The organism is Mycolicibacterium sp. SMGY-1XX (assembly GCF_059132455.1).
In genome coordinates, this window is sequence record NZ_CP101139.1 from 2,321,124 (window position 1) to 2,336,482 (window position 15,359).

Below are 15,359 nucleotides of genomic sequence, written 5' to 3' on the forward strand. Positions count from 1 at the left end.
GCATGAAAACCAGTGCGGCGCGGCCCATCGCGGGCGCAATCACCGTCATCAGTATCTGCGCTGTCATCGCGCTGTCGGTGGCGTTGTTCCGGGGCAGTTTCACCGACAGCGTGACGGTTACGGTGCTCTCCGACCGGGCCGGTCTGGTGATGAACCCGGATGCGAAGGTGAAGCTGCACGGCGCCCACGTGGGTTCTGTTGCCTCCATCGATCCACTGCCCGACGGCCGGGCCGCGATCCGGTTGGCCCTGGATCCTTCTGCGCTGGAACTGATTCCGGCCAACGTGGGGGTCAACATCGGTTCGACTACGGTGTTCGGGGCCAAGTCGGTGGAGCTGGTCCCGCCGGCGGCTCCCTCAGCGCGACCCCTGCGTGCCGGACAGGTACTCGAGTCCGGTCACGTCACCGTCGAAATCAACACCGTGTTCGAACAGCTGGTATCTGTGCTGTCGAAGATCGAGCCGGCCAAGCTCAACGAGACTCTGGGCGCGCTGAGCAAATCCATCGACGGGCGCGGCGAGCAGGCCGGCCAGACCTTCGCCGATCTGGACGCTCTGCTGGCCAAACTCGATCCCAGTCTGGACAACGTGAGTCATGAACTCGCCATTGCTCCTTCGGTGATCAACGCCTACGCCGATGCTGCGCCGGATCTGCTGGCGACCATCGACAACGCCACGACCCTCAGCGACACGGTGGTCGACAAGCAGACCGATCTCGATTCCGTCTTGGTCAGTGCCACCGGACTGGCCGATATCGGCAACGATGTGGTCTCGGAGAACCGGCGGCCGATCACCGATGTACTGAAACTCCTGGTGCCCACCACCGACCTGACCAACGCGTACCACGAAGCACTGCACTGTGGTCTGGCCGGCATGGTGCCCCTGGCCAAGGGGCCGCCCGTGCCGGTACCCGGTGTGTTGCTGCTGGATTCCTTCCAGCTCGGGACGGAACGCTACCGATACCCGGGGAACCTGCCGAAGGTCGCCGCCACGGGCGGGCCGCAGTGCGGGGGCCTGCCCGACGTCGGCTACCAGAACCGCGTGCCCTTCGTGGTCTCCGACATCGGCGCCAACCCGGCTCAATACGGGAACCAGGGCATCCTGCTCAACTCCGATGCGCTCAAGCAGATGTTGTTCGGCCCCCTCGACGGCCCGCCGCGCAACACGGCACAGGTCGGGCAGCCCGGATGAGACGGATGAGTTCCACCGCGATCAAATTCGGTGCGTTCGGTGTGGTGATGACGCTGCTCACCGCCGCGTTGTTCGCCATCTTCGGCCAGTACCGCACCGGCTCGGCCAGTGACTACTCTGCGGTGTTCGCCGACGCCTCGAGTCTCAAGAGCGGAGACTCGGTACGGGTTGCCGGCATACGAGTGGGCACGGTCAAAGACGTTGCACTGCAACCGGACAACACGGTGGTGGTTGGTTTCGATGTCGGCGATGACATCGTGATGACCACGGGGACCAAGGTGGCGGTGCGCTATCTCAACCTGGTGGGTGACCGATACCTGGAACTGATCGACGGCCCGGGGTCAACCCGGATCCAGGACCGTAAGGCGCGGATCCCGCTCGAGCGTACCGAGCCGGCTCTGGATCTCGACCTGCTGTTGGGAGGTCTCAAGCCCGTCATCCGGGGGTTGAACCCCGAGGACGTCAACGCGCTCACCGGATCGTTGATACAGATCTTGCAGGGACAGAGCGGCAACATCGAAACCCTGTTCAGTAAAACATCGGGTTTCGCCAACGCTGTCGCCGATAACGGTCAGACCGTGCAACAGCTGATCGACAACCTCAACGTGGTGGTCAGCACCATGTCCCGCGACGGCGAGAAGTTCTCCGGGGCAGTGGAACGGTTGGAGCAGTTGGTCACCGGGCTGTCGCAGGACCGTGATCCGATCGGGGCAGCCATCGACTCGCTGGAACAAGGCACCGCGTCGGTAGCCGACCTGCTGACTCAGGCACGTCCGCCCCTGGCCGGCACCGTCGATCAACTCAACCTGATCGCGCCCCAGCTCGACAAAGATAAGGCGCTGCTGGATATTTCACTGCAGAAGGCGCCCGCTAACTACCGCAAACTGGTGCGTCTGGGCGCCTACGGCAGCTGGCTCAATCAGTACCTCTGCGGAATCTCCGTGCGGGTTACCGACCTGCAGGGCCGCACTGCCTATTTTCCGTGGATCAAGCAAGACACCGGAAGGTGCGCTGAGCCCTGATGCTGAAATACCGTGGAGCGCATCTGGTTCGCACCGGCTTCATCGGCCTGGTGTTGATCGCGCTGATCATCACAGTGGGGCTGCAGCCCAAGCAGTTGTGGGCGATGGTCACGTCGCTGAAGTACCGGGCGGAGTTCACCGAGGCCGGCGGCCTGTCGGTTGGCAACCAGGTGAAGGTGTCCGGAGTGAACGTGGGGTCGGTGTCGGACGTGGCCCTGGAGAACGGCAAGGCCCTGGTCACGTTCTCCATCGACGGCAAGGTCCGGCTGGGAACCGACACCACCGCTCACATCCGCACCGGGACACTGCTCGGCGAGCGCATGCTGACCCTGGAACCCGCGGGCACCGAAACCATGGATCCGCTGACGGTCATCCCGGTCTCTCGCACCGCGTCGCCCTATTCGCTGTCCGAAGCTGTGTCTGAACTGACCACCAACACCGCCGGCACCGACACCGTGTCTCTGAATCAGTCGCTGGACACCCTTTCCGAGACCATCGACCGCTTGGCCCCGCAGCTGGGTCCGACATTCGACGGAGTGAGCCGGCTGTCCCAGGCGATCAATGCGCGCGACCAGAGTCTTGGTGAGCTGCTGGGCAGTGCGGCGGATCTGACTGGCATTCTGTCCGAGCGCAGCAATCAGCTGAACTCGTTGCTGCTCAACGCCAATGACTTGCTGGGTGTACTCGAACAGCGTCGGTATGCGATCGTCACGCTGTTGGCCAACACATCGGCCATGGCGCAGCAACTCTCCGGCCTGGTTGCCGACAACGAGCAGGAGTTGGCTCCCACCCTGGCCAAGATCAACTCCGTCAGCGAGATGCTGGAGCGCAATCGTGACAACATCGCCGCGGCGCTCGAAGGTCTGGCCAAGTACCAGGTGACCCAGGGTGAAACGGTGAACAACGGCTTTTACTACAACGCGTTCGTCGGCAACCTCCTGCCCGGACCGGCCATCCAGCCGTTCCTCGACTACGCACTGGGTTTCCGGCGAGGCGTCAATGCCGGCCAGCCGCCGGACAACGCCGGCCCCCGAGCCGAGTTCCCGTTCCCCTACAACGGCATACCTGGCGGTTCCCGATGACAAAGTCCCGGAAGCGAACACTGGCTACCAAGGCGCTGGCCTATGGCCTAACCGCCTTGCTGGTCGCGGGTGCCGCGGTGCTGGTGAAACAGAGCTTCTTCAGCCCGCACATGATCACCGCCTACTTCTCGTCGGCCACGTCGATCTATCCCGGTGACGAGGTTCGGGTGGCCGGAGTCAAGGTCGGCACCATCGAATCCATCGAACCCGCCGGTGATCAGGCGAGGTTCACGCTGGCGGTGGATCGCAGCGTCCCGATTCCCGCCGACGCCGAAGCCATCATCGTGGCGCCCAACCTGATCGCTGCGCGGTACGTGCAACTGACGCCGCCGTACCAGTCATCGGGGCCGGTACTGGGTGAGAACGCCCAGATCGGCGTCGAACGCACGGCGGTGCCGGTCGAGTGGGATGAGGTCAAAGAACAGCTGACCAGACTGGCAACCGAACTCGGTCCGTCCAACGGTGTCTCGCAGACCTCGATCAGCCGATTCATCGACAGCGCGGCCAACGCGATGGACGGAAACGGGGCAAAGCTGCGAGAGACCATCGCACAGCTGTCCGGTGTCAGCCGAATATTGGCCGATGACAGCACCAACCTCGTCGACATCATCAAGAACCTGCAGATCTTCGTCACCGCCCTGCGCGACAGCAACACTCAGATCATCCAGTTCCAGGATCGCCTCGCCTCGGTCAGCGGCGTCGTCGACGGCAGCCGCGGCGAGATGGACGCCGCGCTGACCAATCTGGCTGAGGCGGTGGGTGAGGTGGAGCGCTTCATCGCCGGGACCCGCGATCAGACCGCCGAGCAGATCCAACGGCTGGCCGACATCACGCAGAACCTGGCCGACAATCGCACGGCGCTGGAGAACGTCCTCCATGTGGCGCCCAACGCGATCGGTAACGGGTACAACATCTACAACCCTGACACGGGTTCGATGATGGGTGCGTTCGCGCTGGGCAACTTCGCCAATCCGGTCCAGTTGATCTGTTCGGCCATCGGTGCCGTGCGCAACGCCACCGCGGCCGAGAGCGGCCGGATCTGTGCCGAGTATCTGGGACCGGCGTTGCGGCTGTTGAACTTCAACAACATCCCGCTTCCGTTCAACGCCTACCTGAAGAAGTCTCCGAGCCCGCACAACCTGATCTATTCGGACCCGGCTCTGGCCCCCGGTGGCGCGGGGGGCAATCCGACTCCGCCGGAACCACCACCTGCGGTCTCGGCGTACACCGGCGGGGGAGACGTGCCACCCCCGCCCGGCTGGGGTACACCGGCGGGCCCACCCGGTGCGTACGCGCCCAACGGACTTCCGGCCACCCCCGCCCCTGCCTTGTTCCCCGGGGCGCCCATTCCCGCCGGACCGCCGGTACCCGCCCCGCCGGCTCCGGCGAACCTGCAGCAGATGCTACTGCCGGCGGAAGCGCCGCCTGGTCCAGCGCCGTCACAGGAAGGTAACCCCCCGTCATGACCCGCCGTGGACGCGTCCCTCGCCTGGCCGCCGGCGCCACCTGCCTGGCGCTGCTGACCACCGGGTGTTCGTTCGACGGGCTCAACTCGCTGCCGCTGCCTGGCACCGTGGGTACCGGATCGGATGCGGCGAAGTATCAGGTCATCGTCGCCAATGTCGGTTCATTGGAATCCAATTCGCCGGTCATGATCGGTGATGTGGTGGTGGGCGCAGTCGGTCGGATGACGGTCGACAACTGGCATGCCAACGTCGAGATCTCCGTCGAACCAGATGTGGTGATCCCCGCCAACGCGGTGGCCACCGTGGGACAGACCAGCCTGCTGGGGTCGATGCATCTGGCTTTGGACCCACCGATGGGACAGCAGCCCAGTGGTCGGTTGCAGCCGGGCGCGACCATAGGTCTCGACGATTCGTCGACCTATCCATCGACCGAGCAGACTCTCTCGTCGCTGTCGGTGGTGGTCAATGGCGGTGGCCTGGGGCAGATGGGCGATATCGTCCGCGAATTCAACGCCGCGGTCAACGGTCGGGAGACCCAACTGCGCGATCTTCTCCTGCGGCTCAACGACTTCGTCGGGATGCTCGACACCCAACGAGGAGACATCAACGCCTCCATCGACTCGCTGAACCGGCTGTCGGGCACCTTCGCCGGACAGCGTGAGGTGATCACCCGGGCGCTGGAACGCATCCCACCCGCCATGGAGGTGCTCATCCAGGAGCGGCCCCGGCTGACCACCGCCTTGGACAAGTTGCGCGTATTCAGCGACACCGCAACGGGTTTGATCAACGATACCCAGGCCGATCTGGTACGTAACCTGAGCAACCTCGAACCCACGCTCAAGGCACTCGCTGACATCGGTGACGATCTGGGCACGGTCCTGTCCTATGCCCCGACGTTCCCGTACCCGCAGAACTTCATCGACCGCGCCATCCGGGGCGACTACATGAACCAGTTCATCGTCTTCGACTTCACCATCCCGCGCCTCAAACGCGGACTCTTCCTGGGCACTCGCTGGGGACAGGAGGGCGCCCCGATGGTTCCGGCCCCCGGTGATCCGTGGTACCTGAACTACACCCTGGATCCGCTCAACGCTCCAGTGACACCACCGACAGAGGTGGCCACCATGCCGCCGCTGGTCGATCCCCCCAAGGGGGAGGCGGCCGTCGACGGGCAGCCTCCTGCCGACGGTGGGACCGTGACGACAGACGGTACCTCGGCACCGGGACCGGTGGTGCCTCAACCATCCAGTGAGGGTGGCAACTGATGCTGACGCGCTTCATCCGAACACAGCTGGTGCTGTTCACCATTGCAGCTCTGGTGGCGATGGGGATCATGGTGATCAGCTACCTGCAGGCGCCCACACTCCTGGGCTTCGGACGCATGACGGTGACCGTCGAGTTGGAGGGCACGGGGGGTCTGTACACGTTCTCCAACGTCACCTATCGCGGAGTCGAAATCGGGAAAGTCACCGAGGTCCGTCCCACTCGCGACGGCGCGGAGGCCACCCTGTCGCTGCAGACGTCGCCCAAGATCCCCGCGGATCTGCGCGCGGTGGTCCGCAGTGTCTCGGCGGTGGGCGAGCAGTACGTCGATCTGCAACCGGCTACCGAGTCAGCTCCCTACCTGGAGAACGGCTCGGTGATCGCGAGGGCCGACACCACGATTCCCCAGCCGGTCGGCCCGATGCTGGACCAATCCAGCGCGCTCCTGGACAGCATTCCCCGGGATCGCATCCCGGACCTCCTGGACGAGTCGTTCCAAGCATTCAACGGTGCCGCCTACGACTTGGGCTCACTGCTGGACTCCTCGTCGACCGTGATCACCGATGCCAACAACGCAGCCGACCAGATGAAGGCGCTGATCGACGACGGGCGCCCGCTGTTGGACGGGCAGGCCCAGAGCGCCGACCAGATCCGCACTTGGGCCAGGAGCCTGGCCGGTGTGACCGGCCAGCTGGTGGACAGTGATCCGCAGGTACGCACACTGCTGGAGCAGGCGCCGGGTGCTGCCGACGAGGCTTCGAGGTTGTTCAACGCGGTCAAGCCGACGATGCCGGTGTTGCTGGCCAATCTCACCTCTGTCGGTCAGGTGGCCCTGGCCTATCACGCCTCGCTGCAGCAGATGTTGGTGCTGTTGCCACCCTTCGTGGCCGCGACGCAGACAGTCGGCGTAGCCCGCAACAACCCGACCGGCATGGCGATGGGCGACTTCACGTTGAGCATGAATGATCCTCCGGCCTGCACGGTGGGCTTCCTGCCGCCCTCGTCGTGGCGCTCTCCGGACGACGAATCCGACATCGACACGCCCGACGGCCTGTACTGCAAGTTGCCGCAGGACTCTCCCATCGCTGTGCGTGGCGCCCGCAACTACCCGTGTATGGAGGTCCCCGGCAAGCGAGCCGCGACTGTCGAACAGTGCAAGAGTGACAAGCCTTTTGAGCCGTTGGCGATGCGCCAGCACTCCCTGGGGCCCTATCCGATCGATCCGGGCCTGATCTCCCAAGGCATTCCACCTGATGACCGGGTCGATTTCAGCGATCAGATCTTCGCACCGCCGGGTGGCACTCCGATGCCTCCACCGGTTCCGGCAGGGCCACCGCTCGCGCCGCCAGCGGAGTCAGCGCCCCCAGCGCCGGCTGCTTTCGTGCCCAACGACACTCAGGGGCCGTCTGTGGCAGTCGCCACCTATGATCCGGCGACGGGGCAGTACGCCACACCGCAGGGCAACGTGTTTCGTCAGAGCGATCTGGCACCCGTGGCGCAGGACAGGACGTGGAAGGACCTGCTGCCCACCGGGTGAGCGCGAGGGCGCGCCAGGGCGGCGCACCCTCGCCAGTTCAATCGCTGATCTTGACGAGCTTGAACGGCATGCTGATGAACAGCGGCCTGCTGATTCCGCAGGCCCCGCTGGGGCCGGTGGTCTGGTCCTCACCGACCAGCATGTCCGACGACTGATCGGTCTGACTCCCATCGGCAACCGTGGGTACGAACCGGAACACCTGGAGTCCGTCGGCCGCGGTCCCATCCGGGCACGGTTCCCAGCGCGCAACGTTGTGTTTGACGTACCAGACCCCGCCGGTGCGATAGATGGGCGCGTCCCAACCCTGGTCACTGCGAACAGTTCCCGTGCATTCGGTGGGGTAGGAGCACTGGGTCGAGACGGTCCAGGTCGCTCGGACCACCGCTTCGTCGCGAAACACCTCGTTCTTCTTCGCCCACTCTCCGTTGGAGGTGGCCGAGTAGGTTCCGTTGAGACCCCAGTCTTCCGACGCCGACGCCGGTGTGGCCGTCACCACCACGGCCGAGGCGGCCAGCATTGCGGCTGTACTCACGACCTTCACCAAACCCATCGGGTAGTCCTCCGTTTTCGATGTGGCGCGCACCACAAAGGTGCACGACGCTAACAAGCGCCGCCCCGGAGGTCGACTGTTCTGACCGCTGAGCGGGACCGATACCACCCTTGTCACGGTGAACCTTCCGCCCAGAGGGACGGACCGCCCGGCAGGGTGGTCGGTGGTGCCACAGTGTGACCGTGCGCACAACCGTCACTGCGGCCATGCTCGCCGCGATGATCGCTGCCGGCCTGCCTCCCGCTGTTGCAGGGGCTGAACCCCCGACACCTGCGGCCTCGTGCACAGAGCCATCCTGTGTGCCGGGAATCCGCGGCCACGTGGTGCTCGGGGCAGGGTGTTCGGACACCTCTTACTACGTGTTCGGTACCACCGACTGGGGCCGGTTGGTGTTCTGTGGATCGCCCCGCCGATATGCGCCCCGATACTTCAGATCACCGAAGATGGAGGGCATCCGTGTCGAGAACACCAACTGCACGGGCTTCGAGAATTCGGTGGCACAGGCGCCCGACGGACTGTTCCTGGCCTGCACCGGCTCCAGCGGCGAGAGTCGCTGGACGCGGGGTGACAATGCCTAGGCGGGGGCTGTTCGCCGCGTCGGTGTCTCTGGGGTTGATCGCCTCGACGCTCACGGGTACAGGTCTGGCGGCCGCGGAACCGGCGGCCCGGCAGGTCCGCTACACCGTGACCACTGACCAACCGGTGACCGCCGACATCTACTTTCGGGACACCGACCCGCCCAGCTGGGCTGACTACAGCCACAATCCTTATGCGTACAGCCCCAAGGTGGAGGTGAAGGTCGGGCCGGACACACCATGGGTGCTCGAGGTGAACCTGATCGATCCCGACCGGTGGGCGATGGTCACGGCCACCAGCGGCCGCGGACCGAATGAACCCCGGTTCCGCTGCGAGTTGGCCGTCGACGGCGTGGTGGTGCGTTCGAACACCGGGCCCAAAGGCGCGCTGTGCTCGATGCGGAACTGGTGAGCCCTGCTGACCAGTCAGTGGGAACCATGGGCCAGGAGTGTGACGTGGGGCACTACCGTGCCGCAGTGACGTCGTTGGCGAGGAGGCCGCAAGGCCTCGATTCGAGGGATCTGGGTTGACATCGGAAAGTGACGCCTCGGCGCTGGCGAGGGCGGCCGAAGCCGAAGCCGAAGCCGCGCTCGCCGCGGCGGAGGAGGCCAGGGCCCGAGCCGCGCTGCTGCGTGAACAAGCCGACCGCGAGATGTTGGACGAAGCCGCGGTCGAATCGGAAATCGACCCGTGCGACGCCGATGAGACCGAGACCGGCTCCGCGCAGGTGCCGGTGCGCCGCCGCGCGATCCCGCTGAGGGCAGTGGGCGTCGTTGCGGCGTCGTTGCTCACGGTGGCACTGCTGGCCGCGAGCGGATACATGGTGTGGCACCACCAGCAGGCGCAGAACACACACCAGCAGGAGGCCCGGTACGCCGCAGCCGCGCGGCAGGTCGTCTTCACCCTGATGTCCATCGACGCCGCCAAGGCCGAGGACAACGTGGCGCAGATACTGGACAGCTCGACAGGCCAGTTTCACACTGAATTTGAAGGTGCAGCACAGGATTTCATTCAACTGGCCCAGGACGGAAAGGTGGTCACCAACGTCGACGTCAAGGCCGCCGCCGTCGAATCGGTGACCGACGACTCGGCCGTCGTCCTGGTGACCGCGGCATCAACGGTCTCCAACGCCGCCGGCGCCGATACACAGCCCCGCCAGTGGCGCCTACGGGTGGACATGGTGCAAGACCAAGGACAGTTGAAGATGTCGAAGATGGAGTTCGTTCTGTGACCACCGATTCCGCCATCAGAACGACCGACATCGAGACCGACAAGTTCGACAGCAACGACCTCGAATCGGACCCCCACGCAGTCGAGACGGTTGAACCCGAGCCCGCGAATACCCCACGGCGCGGTACCCGACGCCGGTGGTCCATGCTGCTCGGTGCTCTCGTCGTGATCGCCTCTGCAGCAGCCGCGGGCTTTCTCTACGCGACGCAGTACCGCGAGGATCTGGCCACCGACAAGTCGGCCACGGCAGCGGCGGTGCAGGCCGCGACGGATGGAGCCGTCGCGGTCCTGAGCTATCAGCCGGACACGATCGAGGCGGACCTGACCGCTGCGCAGTCGCACCTGACGGGTGAATTCCTCACTTACTACACTGATTTCAGCGAGCAGGTTCTCAAGCCTGCGGCCAAAGACCGCGCGGTGAGCACGCAGGCAACCGTGGTCGGTGCGGCCGACACCGAGATCGGCCCGGACACCGCCAAGGTGCTGGTGTTCGTCAACCAGTCGACAGTGAGTCGCGACCGCCCCGAACCCGCCCAGAGTGCCAGCAGCGTCATGGTCAGTCTCGCCAAAGTCGATGGACGATGGCTGATCTCGGCCTTCGAGCCCATCTAGCCCGCCGGGCGGAGGAAGATACCCTGCGCCTCGACCGTGGTTTCCCCATTGCTGATGAGACGGCCCCGCGCATAGACCTTGCGACCGGACTCGTGCTCCACCCACGCCTCGCCGCGCAGCCGGCCCAGAGGTGTGGGGCGGACAAAACGTATCTGCAAGGTGCCGGTGAAGCCGGGTCGGCCCGGCTGGTGCACCGGAGCACTTAGCAGATGATCGAGCACGAGGGCGCAGATCCCGCCGTGCACCAGACCGGGCGGACCTTCGTAAGCAGCGCCGAGGTCGACCTCAGTGCTGGCCTGTCCCGGTGCGTCGTGGACGATGTGCAGCGGTGGGGCGACCGCGTTCCGCAGTCCCATCGCAACGTTGCCCCACGGTTCTCCATGCCGCTGTAATGGCGAACTGGTTCCGAAGGATCCAGGCATCACCTGCTCGCCCAGCAGTTCGAGTGCCTTCTGGATGTGGGCATGCGCAGCGGTGGCGGACTCCAGGGTGACGTCGGTGCGCACCAGAGTGTCCACCAGGACGCGCACCGACTGCGTCAGTGGCTCGTACACCGCACGTGCGGCGGCGATGTCCGATGGATGGACGGCGACATGCTCGATCACGCGGTTTCTCTCTTGCTCATGTCCATGGCGGCCAGGTGACTGAACAACACCGATGCCCCTATCGGATTTCCGCCGCCCGGATAGGTGGTGCCCGACACCGCGGCCATGGTGTTGCCTGCGGCATAGAGGCCCGGAATGGGTCTTCCGGAGTGGTCCAGGACACGGGCGCAGGTGTCGGTACGCAAGCCGCCCTTGGTACCCAGATCCGAGACACCGAAGGCGGCGGCGTGGAAGGGCGGCTGGTCGATGGGCACCAGCGGGAGCTGCCCGCCGGAGAACGCCCGATCGTAGGGCTCGTCACCGCGGCCGAAGTCGCTGTCGGCGCCGGCGGCGACCATGGTGTTGAACCGAGACACTGTGTCCGAGAGTGCCTTCGGGTCGATCCCCAGCAGCAAAGCCAACTCCTCGAGCGTGTCCGCGGTGCGCCACAGACCGGCGTCGCGGTACCGGGCGGTGTCGACCATCGACACATTGGTGGCCTTGACCGGAGGCACCTCACCCTCACGGTCGTCGTAGATCATCCAGAACGGCAACGTCAGCGCCCCGGAATCCAGCTGCGTCAATGCGCTGCGGGCCAGCCGGTCATAGGGTGCGGATTCGTTGACAAAACGCCGGCCTGCCTGGTTGACGAAGATCCCGCCGGTGAACCACAGCGCAAAGGCTGCCCGGCCGTCGGGGTGGGCCAATCCCGGTGACCACCATGCCTGGTCCATCAGATCGACCTCGGCGCCAAGCCCGATAGCCGCCGTATGGGTTGCCCCGGTGTTCCCCGGACAGCCCATGGTGTCCTCGGCTCGGCCGGGTACACCCCACTGGTCTCGCATCTGTTGGTTGTGTTCGAATCCACCGGCCGCCAACAGGACTCCGCGACGCGCCCGGATCCGAAGGGTGCCGCCGTCGGCGTCGTGATCGGCAACGACACCGGCCACCGCGCCGTCGGCGTCGGCGATCAGTCCTCTCAGTGCGGTGTTGCGGTAGACGGTGACGTGCGGATGCCGCATCAGTGCCTTCAGGAACCTGCCGACCAGTGCCCGCCCTCCGACCAGGACATCAGGAGGCTCGGCGCCCAGCCGGTCGACATCGAGTGGGCCGCGCACACTGTCGGCCAGTGGGCCCAGATCCGAGGCGGGCAGCGGCGTGGGCACGATGTGTCTGCGACCGTCGGCGCGGGCGTTCTCAACCGCACCGTAGTAATCCGGCCAGGGGAGTTCGGCGAACTCCAGATCGCCGTCGCACTCCAGGTATTCGATGAGCCGGGCCCCGCCATCGACGTAGGCGCGTTGCAGTTCGGCGGAAGTGCGATCGCCGACCACCCGACGGAAGTAGTCGAATGCGGACTCCAAGGTGTCATCGACGCCGGCACGGCGAGCCACCGGGCTGCACGGATACCACATGCCACCGCCACCGGAGTAGGCCGTGGTGCCACCGAAGCGGTCGGTGGCCTCGAGCAATGCGACGGACATACCCTCGCGGGCGGCGGTGTACGCGCCGGCAATCCCGCCGCCCGAGCCGACCACCACCACGTCGACCTCGACGTCGAAAGGCTCTGAGGCGTCAAGCATGTGCAGATATCGAGGCTGGGGCGTCGTCGGCGAAACCACCGAACCCACCACGGAAGAAAAGCAGCGGGGTCAGTTCATGGTGAGCCCGCAGACCCGTGACCCGGGCGACCACGATGGTGTGGTCGCCGGCTTCGTGCTCGAATTCGACCTCCGCGTCGATCGAGGCGAGGGTGCCCTCCAGGATCGGAGCTCCGGCAGCCGACGGTCGCCACTGCACACCGGCGAACTTGTCGCCACCTTTGCCTGCGAACTTCGCACAGAGATCACGCTGGCCGGCGGCGAGGACGTTCACGCACACCGACCGGTTCTCGCGGATCCTCGGCCAGCTGCTCGAGGTGTTTGCAGGACAGAACGAAATGTAAGGCGGGTCCAAGGACACCGACGTGACAGATTGGCAGGTGAAGCCCACCGGGCCGCGGCCGTCCGTTCCGGTGATCACTGCTACTCCGGTGCAGAAATGGCCGAGGACCCGCCGCATCGATGCAGGGTCGGGCGTCTGGTCGACTACTCGCATAACGGAATCTGCGCTGATGGGGATCACCTTCCTGATGGATGCTGTTTCCAACGTTCACTGTCATCGGAACCGGGGGAGCGGACAAGTATCAGTCCCGGTCAGCGGATCTTCCGCGCCCGACTGACCGCCGGATTGTTAGGCTTGACAAATGCAGGCGAGCGCCGGGGGGCCGAACGTCACAGCCACGGGCTGGGCGCTGCTCGGCGTGCTGTCGTACCAAGATGAACTGTCGGGCTACGACATCAAGAAGTGGACCGAGTGGAGTTTGAGGTTCTTCTACGGAAGTCCGGCTTACAGTCAGATCTACACCGAGCTCAAGAAACTCGAAGACCGAGGGCTGCTGTCGTCACGCGTGGACACCGACGGAGGGGCGCGCAGCAAGCGACTGTACAAGATCACCGACGCGGGCTCCGCAGCGCTCACGGAGTGGGCGGACAAGGCGCCGGTCGACCCGCCGCAACTCAAACACAACGCCCTCTTGCGGGTGATGTTCGGCCACCTGAGCAATCCCCGCCGTCTCAAAGAGATCATGCAGGAGCACGTGGCCTACGCGGATCGCATGCAGCGGGAGGCCGCGGTGGAAGTGCGCTGGGCGGAGGTGGAGCCGGCCTGGGCCTATGGCCGGGTGGTGTTGCAGTGGGCCGAGCGGTATTACGCCGCCGAACGCGAAATGGCGCTGTCGTTGATCAAAGACCTCGACGAAGCCGAGGAGTCCTTCGCGAAAGCCTCTGCCGAACGTGGGCACGGCACACCGCCGCTGCTGCGGGACTACTGGTACGAGATCGAACGGAAGGTCCAGGCCGAAGAAGCGGAGTGACGTCCGCCCGGTGAGTGGAATGCCGGTGAGCGATCGGCTGAGCGCGGTGTAAGAACGTCATTCATGGCCCGACCATCCAGCCTTCCGAACGCTCCGGCAGATCCGTTCCAACCCGCAACGCTGGGTCCGGTGACGCTCCGAAATCGCATCATCAAGGCGGCGACGTCGGAGGGGCGGTCTCCGGACGGCCTGGTTACCGACGATCTCATCGAGTTTCACCGCCGCTTCGCCGTCGGCGGCGTCGGAATGACGACAGTCGCATACTGCACGGTGGCCGAGGATGCCGCCAGCGCGCCGGGACAGATCAACATGAGCCGCGCAGCGATCCCTGGGTTGCGCAAGCTCGCCGATGCGGTGCATGAAGCCGGGGCCGCGGTATCCGCGCAGCTCGGGCACGCGGGCGTGGTGGGTGGCCGCCGGGTCAACAAGGTGACCCCGCTGGCGCCGAGCCGTTTCGTCAATCCACAGTCTTTCGACTACTGCAGGCCCATCACGCGGGCCGAAATACAGAACGTCGTCGAGCAATTCGGCGATGCTGCCCAGGTTGCCGTGGACGCCGGGTTCGATGCCGTCGAACTGCACCTTGGTCACCTGTACCTGCCGAGCTCGTTCCTGAGCCCGGCCATGAACCGACGCAAGGACGAGTACGGCGGCAGCATCGAGAACCGGGCCCGGTTCTGCCGCCAGATCGCCCAACACGTGCGTGACGTGGTGGAGGACAAGATCGCCGTCATCGCGAAGCTCAGCATGGAAGACGGGCTCCGCGGGGGCATCTCGATCCCGGAGTCGCTGCGAGTTGTCCAATTGCTGGACGCCGACCGCAATCTCGACGCCATCGAACTCACCCAGGGTTCCTCGGTGTTCAAACCGATGTACCTGTTCCGGGGCGACACTCCGGTGGACGAGTTCGCCGCCGCGATGAAGCCCCCGATCAACCTGGCGCTGAGGGTGATGGGGAAGTGGGCACTGGGGTCCTATCCCTACCGAGACCAGTACATGCTCGAATCGGCACGCCAGTTCCTGCCGGTAGTCGCGCATACGCCGCTCATCTTGCTCGGCGGCGTCACCGCCCACCAGCACATCGTCGATGCCGTCGACGAGGGCTTCTCCTACGTCGCGATCGGCCGGGCCCTGTTACGTGAGCCGGACTTGATCAACCAGATGGCAGAGAATCCCGAGAAGCGAAGCCTCTGCAATCACAACAACAAGTGCATGGTGACGGTGTTCGGCCGCACTCATTGTGTTCTGGATCCCGAACAGCGCTACGGCGACGTCGGCGACGATCTTTTCCGAAGCCGCAGACTGCTACTGCAGCAGGTCGACACCGCATGAA

Annotated in this window: 16 protein-coding genes; 12 read left to right on the forward strand and 4 right to left on the reverse strand. The window is 65.2% G+C overall.

Annotation, left to right across the window (positions count from 1 at the left end):
* The first annotated feature begins 2 nt into the window (after window positions 1–2).
* Genes NL241_RS11360 through NL241_RS11385 form a run of 6 tightly spaced genes read left to right on the forward strand, consistent with a single transcriptional unit; the run spans window position 3 to window position 7,560 of the window.
* Window positions 3–1,190, forward strand: coding sequence for an MCE family protein (locus tag NL241_RS11360; protein ID WP_494397574.1), 1,188 nt, complete (start codon window positions 3–5; stop codon window positions 1,188–1,190).
* The gene (locus NL241_RS11365; protein WP_487696434.1) at window positions 1,187–2,212 is read left to right on the forward strand and encodes an MCE family protein; all 1,026 of its coding nucleotides are present in this window, start codon (window positions 1,187–1,189) and stop codon (window positions 2,210–2,212) included. The genes NL241_RS11360 and NL241_RS11365 overlap by 4 nt, the downstream gene beginning before the upstream one ends.
* Window positions 2,212–3,294: an MCE family protein gene (locus NL241_RS11370; protein ID WP_494397575.1), complete on the forward strand. Its 1,083-nt coding sequence runs from the start codon at window positions 2,212–2,214 to the stop codon at window positions 3,292–3,294. The genes NL241_RS11365 and NL241_RS11370 overlap by 1 nt, the downstream gene beginning before the upstream one ends.
* Window positions 3,291–4,760, forward strand: coding sequence for an MCE family protein (locus NL241_RS11375; protein ID WP_494397576.1), 1,470 nt, complete (start codon window positions 3,291–3,293; stop codon window positions 4,758–4,760). The genes NL241_RS11370 and NL241_RS11375 overlap by 4 nt, the downstream gene beginning before the upstream one ends.
* Complete coding sequence (locus NL241_RS11380) at window positions 4,757–6,025, forward strand: MCE family protein (RefSeq protein ID WP_494397577.1); 1,269 nt, start codon at window positions 4,757–4,759, stop codon at window positions 6,023–6,025. The genes NL241_RS11375 and NL241_RS11380 overlap by 4 nt, the downstream gene beginning before the upstream one ends.
* On the forward strand, window positions 6,025–7,560 hold the full coding sequence (locus tag NL241_RS11385; RefSeq protein WP_494397578.1) for an MCE family protein: 1,536 nt from the start codon (window positions 6,025–6,027) through the stop codon (window positions 7,558–7,560). Before NL241_RS11380 ends, NL241_RS11385 begins: the two co-directional genes overlap by 1 nt.
* Before the next feature lie 37 nt (window positions 7,561–7,597).
* Here NL241_RS11385 and NL241_RS11390 read toward each other — a convergent pair whose 3' ends face one another.
* Window positions 7,598–8,110: an Rv2253/PknI dimerization domain-containing protein gene (locus tag NL241_RS11390; protein WP_487696429.1), complete on the reverse strand. Its 513-nt coding sequence runs from the start codon at window positions 8,108–8,110 to the stop codon at window positions 7,598–7,600.
* A gap of 182 nt (window positions 8,111–8,292) precedes the next feature.
* On the opposite strand from NL241_RS11390, the gene NL241_RS11395 reads away from it, so the two are divergent.
* The 4 genes from NL241_RS11395 (at window position 8,293) to NL241_RS11410 (ending at window position 10,528) form a co-directional block, all read left to right on the forward strand.
* Window positions 8,293–8,688 carry a hypothetical protein gene (locus tag NL241_RS11395; RefSeq protein WP_494397579.1) on the forward strand — a complete coding sequence of 132 codons (396 nt, stop codon included), beginning with the start codon at window positions 8,293–8,295 and terminating at the stop codon, window positions 8,686–8,688.
* Window positions 8,681–9,097 (forward strand): Rv2576c family protein, encoded by a 417-nt coding sequence (locus tag NL241_RS11400; RefSeq protein ID WP_494397580.1) that lies wholly within the window; start codon window positions 8,681–8,683, stop codon window positions 9,095–9,097. Before NL241_RS11395 ends, NL241_RS11400 begins: the two co-directional genes overlap by 8 nt.
* A 115-nt stretch (window positions 9,098–9,212) precedes the next feature.
* The gene (locus NL241_RS11405; protein WP_494397581.1) at window positions 9,213–9,917 is read left to right on the forward strand and encodes an Rv1363c family protein; all 705 of its coding nucleotides are present in this window, start codon (window positions 9,213–9,215) and stop codon (window positions 9,915–9,917) included.
* Window positions 9,914–10,528 carry a twin-arginine translocation pathway signal gene (locus NL241_RS11410; protein ID WP_487696425.1) on the forward strand — a complete coding sequence of 205 codons (615 nt, stop codon included), beginning with the start codon at window positions 9,914–9,916 and terminating at the stop codon, window positions 10,526–10,528. Before NL241_RS11405 ends, NL241_RS11410 begins: the two co-directional genes overlap by 4 nt.
* On the opposite strand, the gene NL241_RS11415 is transcribed toward NL241_RS11410, so the two are convergent.
* The 3 genes from NL241_RS11415 to NL241_RS11425 are packed head-to-tail and all read right to left on the reverse strand — an operon-like array spanning window position 10,525 to window position 13,209.
* Window positions 10,525–11,133, reverse strand: coding sequence for a PaaI family thioesterase (locus tag NL241_RS11415; RefSeq protein ID WP_487696424.1), 609 nt, complete (start codon window positions 11,131–11,133; stop codon window positions 10,525–10,527). The genes NL241_RS11410 and NL241_RS11415 overlap by 4 nt on opposite strands.
* Window positions 11,130–12,695: an FAD-binding protein gene (locus tag NL241_RS11420; protein WP_494397582.1), complete on the reverse strand. Its 1,566-nt coding sequence runs from the start codon at window positions 12,693–12,695 to the stop codon at window positions 11,130–11,132. The genes NL241_RS11415 and NL241_RS11420 overlap by 4 nt, the downstream gene beginning before the upstream one ends.
* The gene (locus tag NL241_RS11425; protein ID WP_494397583.1) at window positions 12,688–13,209 is read right to left on the reverse strand and encodes a flavin reductase family protein; all 522 of its coding nucleotides are present in this window, start codon (window positions 13,207–13,209) and stop codon (window positions 12,688–12,690) included. Before NL241_RS11425 ends, NL241_RS11420 begins: the two co-directional genes overlap by 8 nt.
* Window positions 13,210–13,357: 148 nt before the next feature.
* Between NL241_RS11425 and NL241_RS11430 the strand changes: the two genes are divergently transcribed.
* Both NL241_RS11430 and NL241_RS11435 read left to right on the forward strand, forming a co-directional pair.
* Window positions 13,358–14,026, forward strand: coding sequence for a PadR family transcriptional regulator (locus NL241_RS11430; protein WP_494397584.1), 669 nt, complete (start codon window positions 13,358–13,360; stop codon window positions 14,024–14,026).
* A 63-nt stretch (window positions 14,027–14,089) separates the two neighbouring features.
* The gene (locus NL241_RS11435; protein WP_494397585.1) at window positions 14,090–15,358 is read left to right on the forward strand and encodes an NADH:flavin oxidoreductase; all 1,269 of its coding nucleotides are present in this window, start codon (window positions 14,090–14,092) and stop codon (window positions 15,356–15,358) included.
* The last annotated feature ends 1 nt before the right edge of the window (window position 15,359 follow it).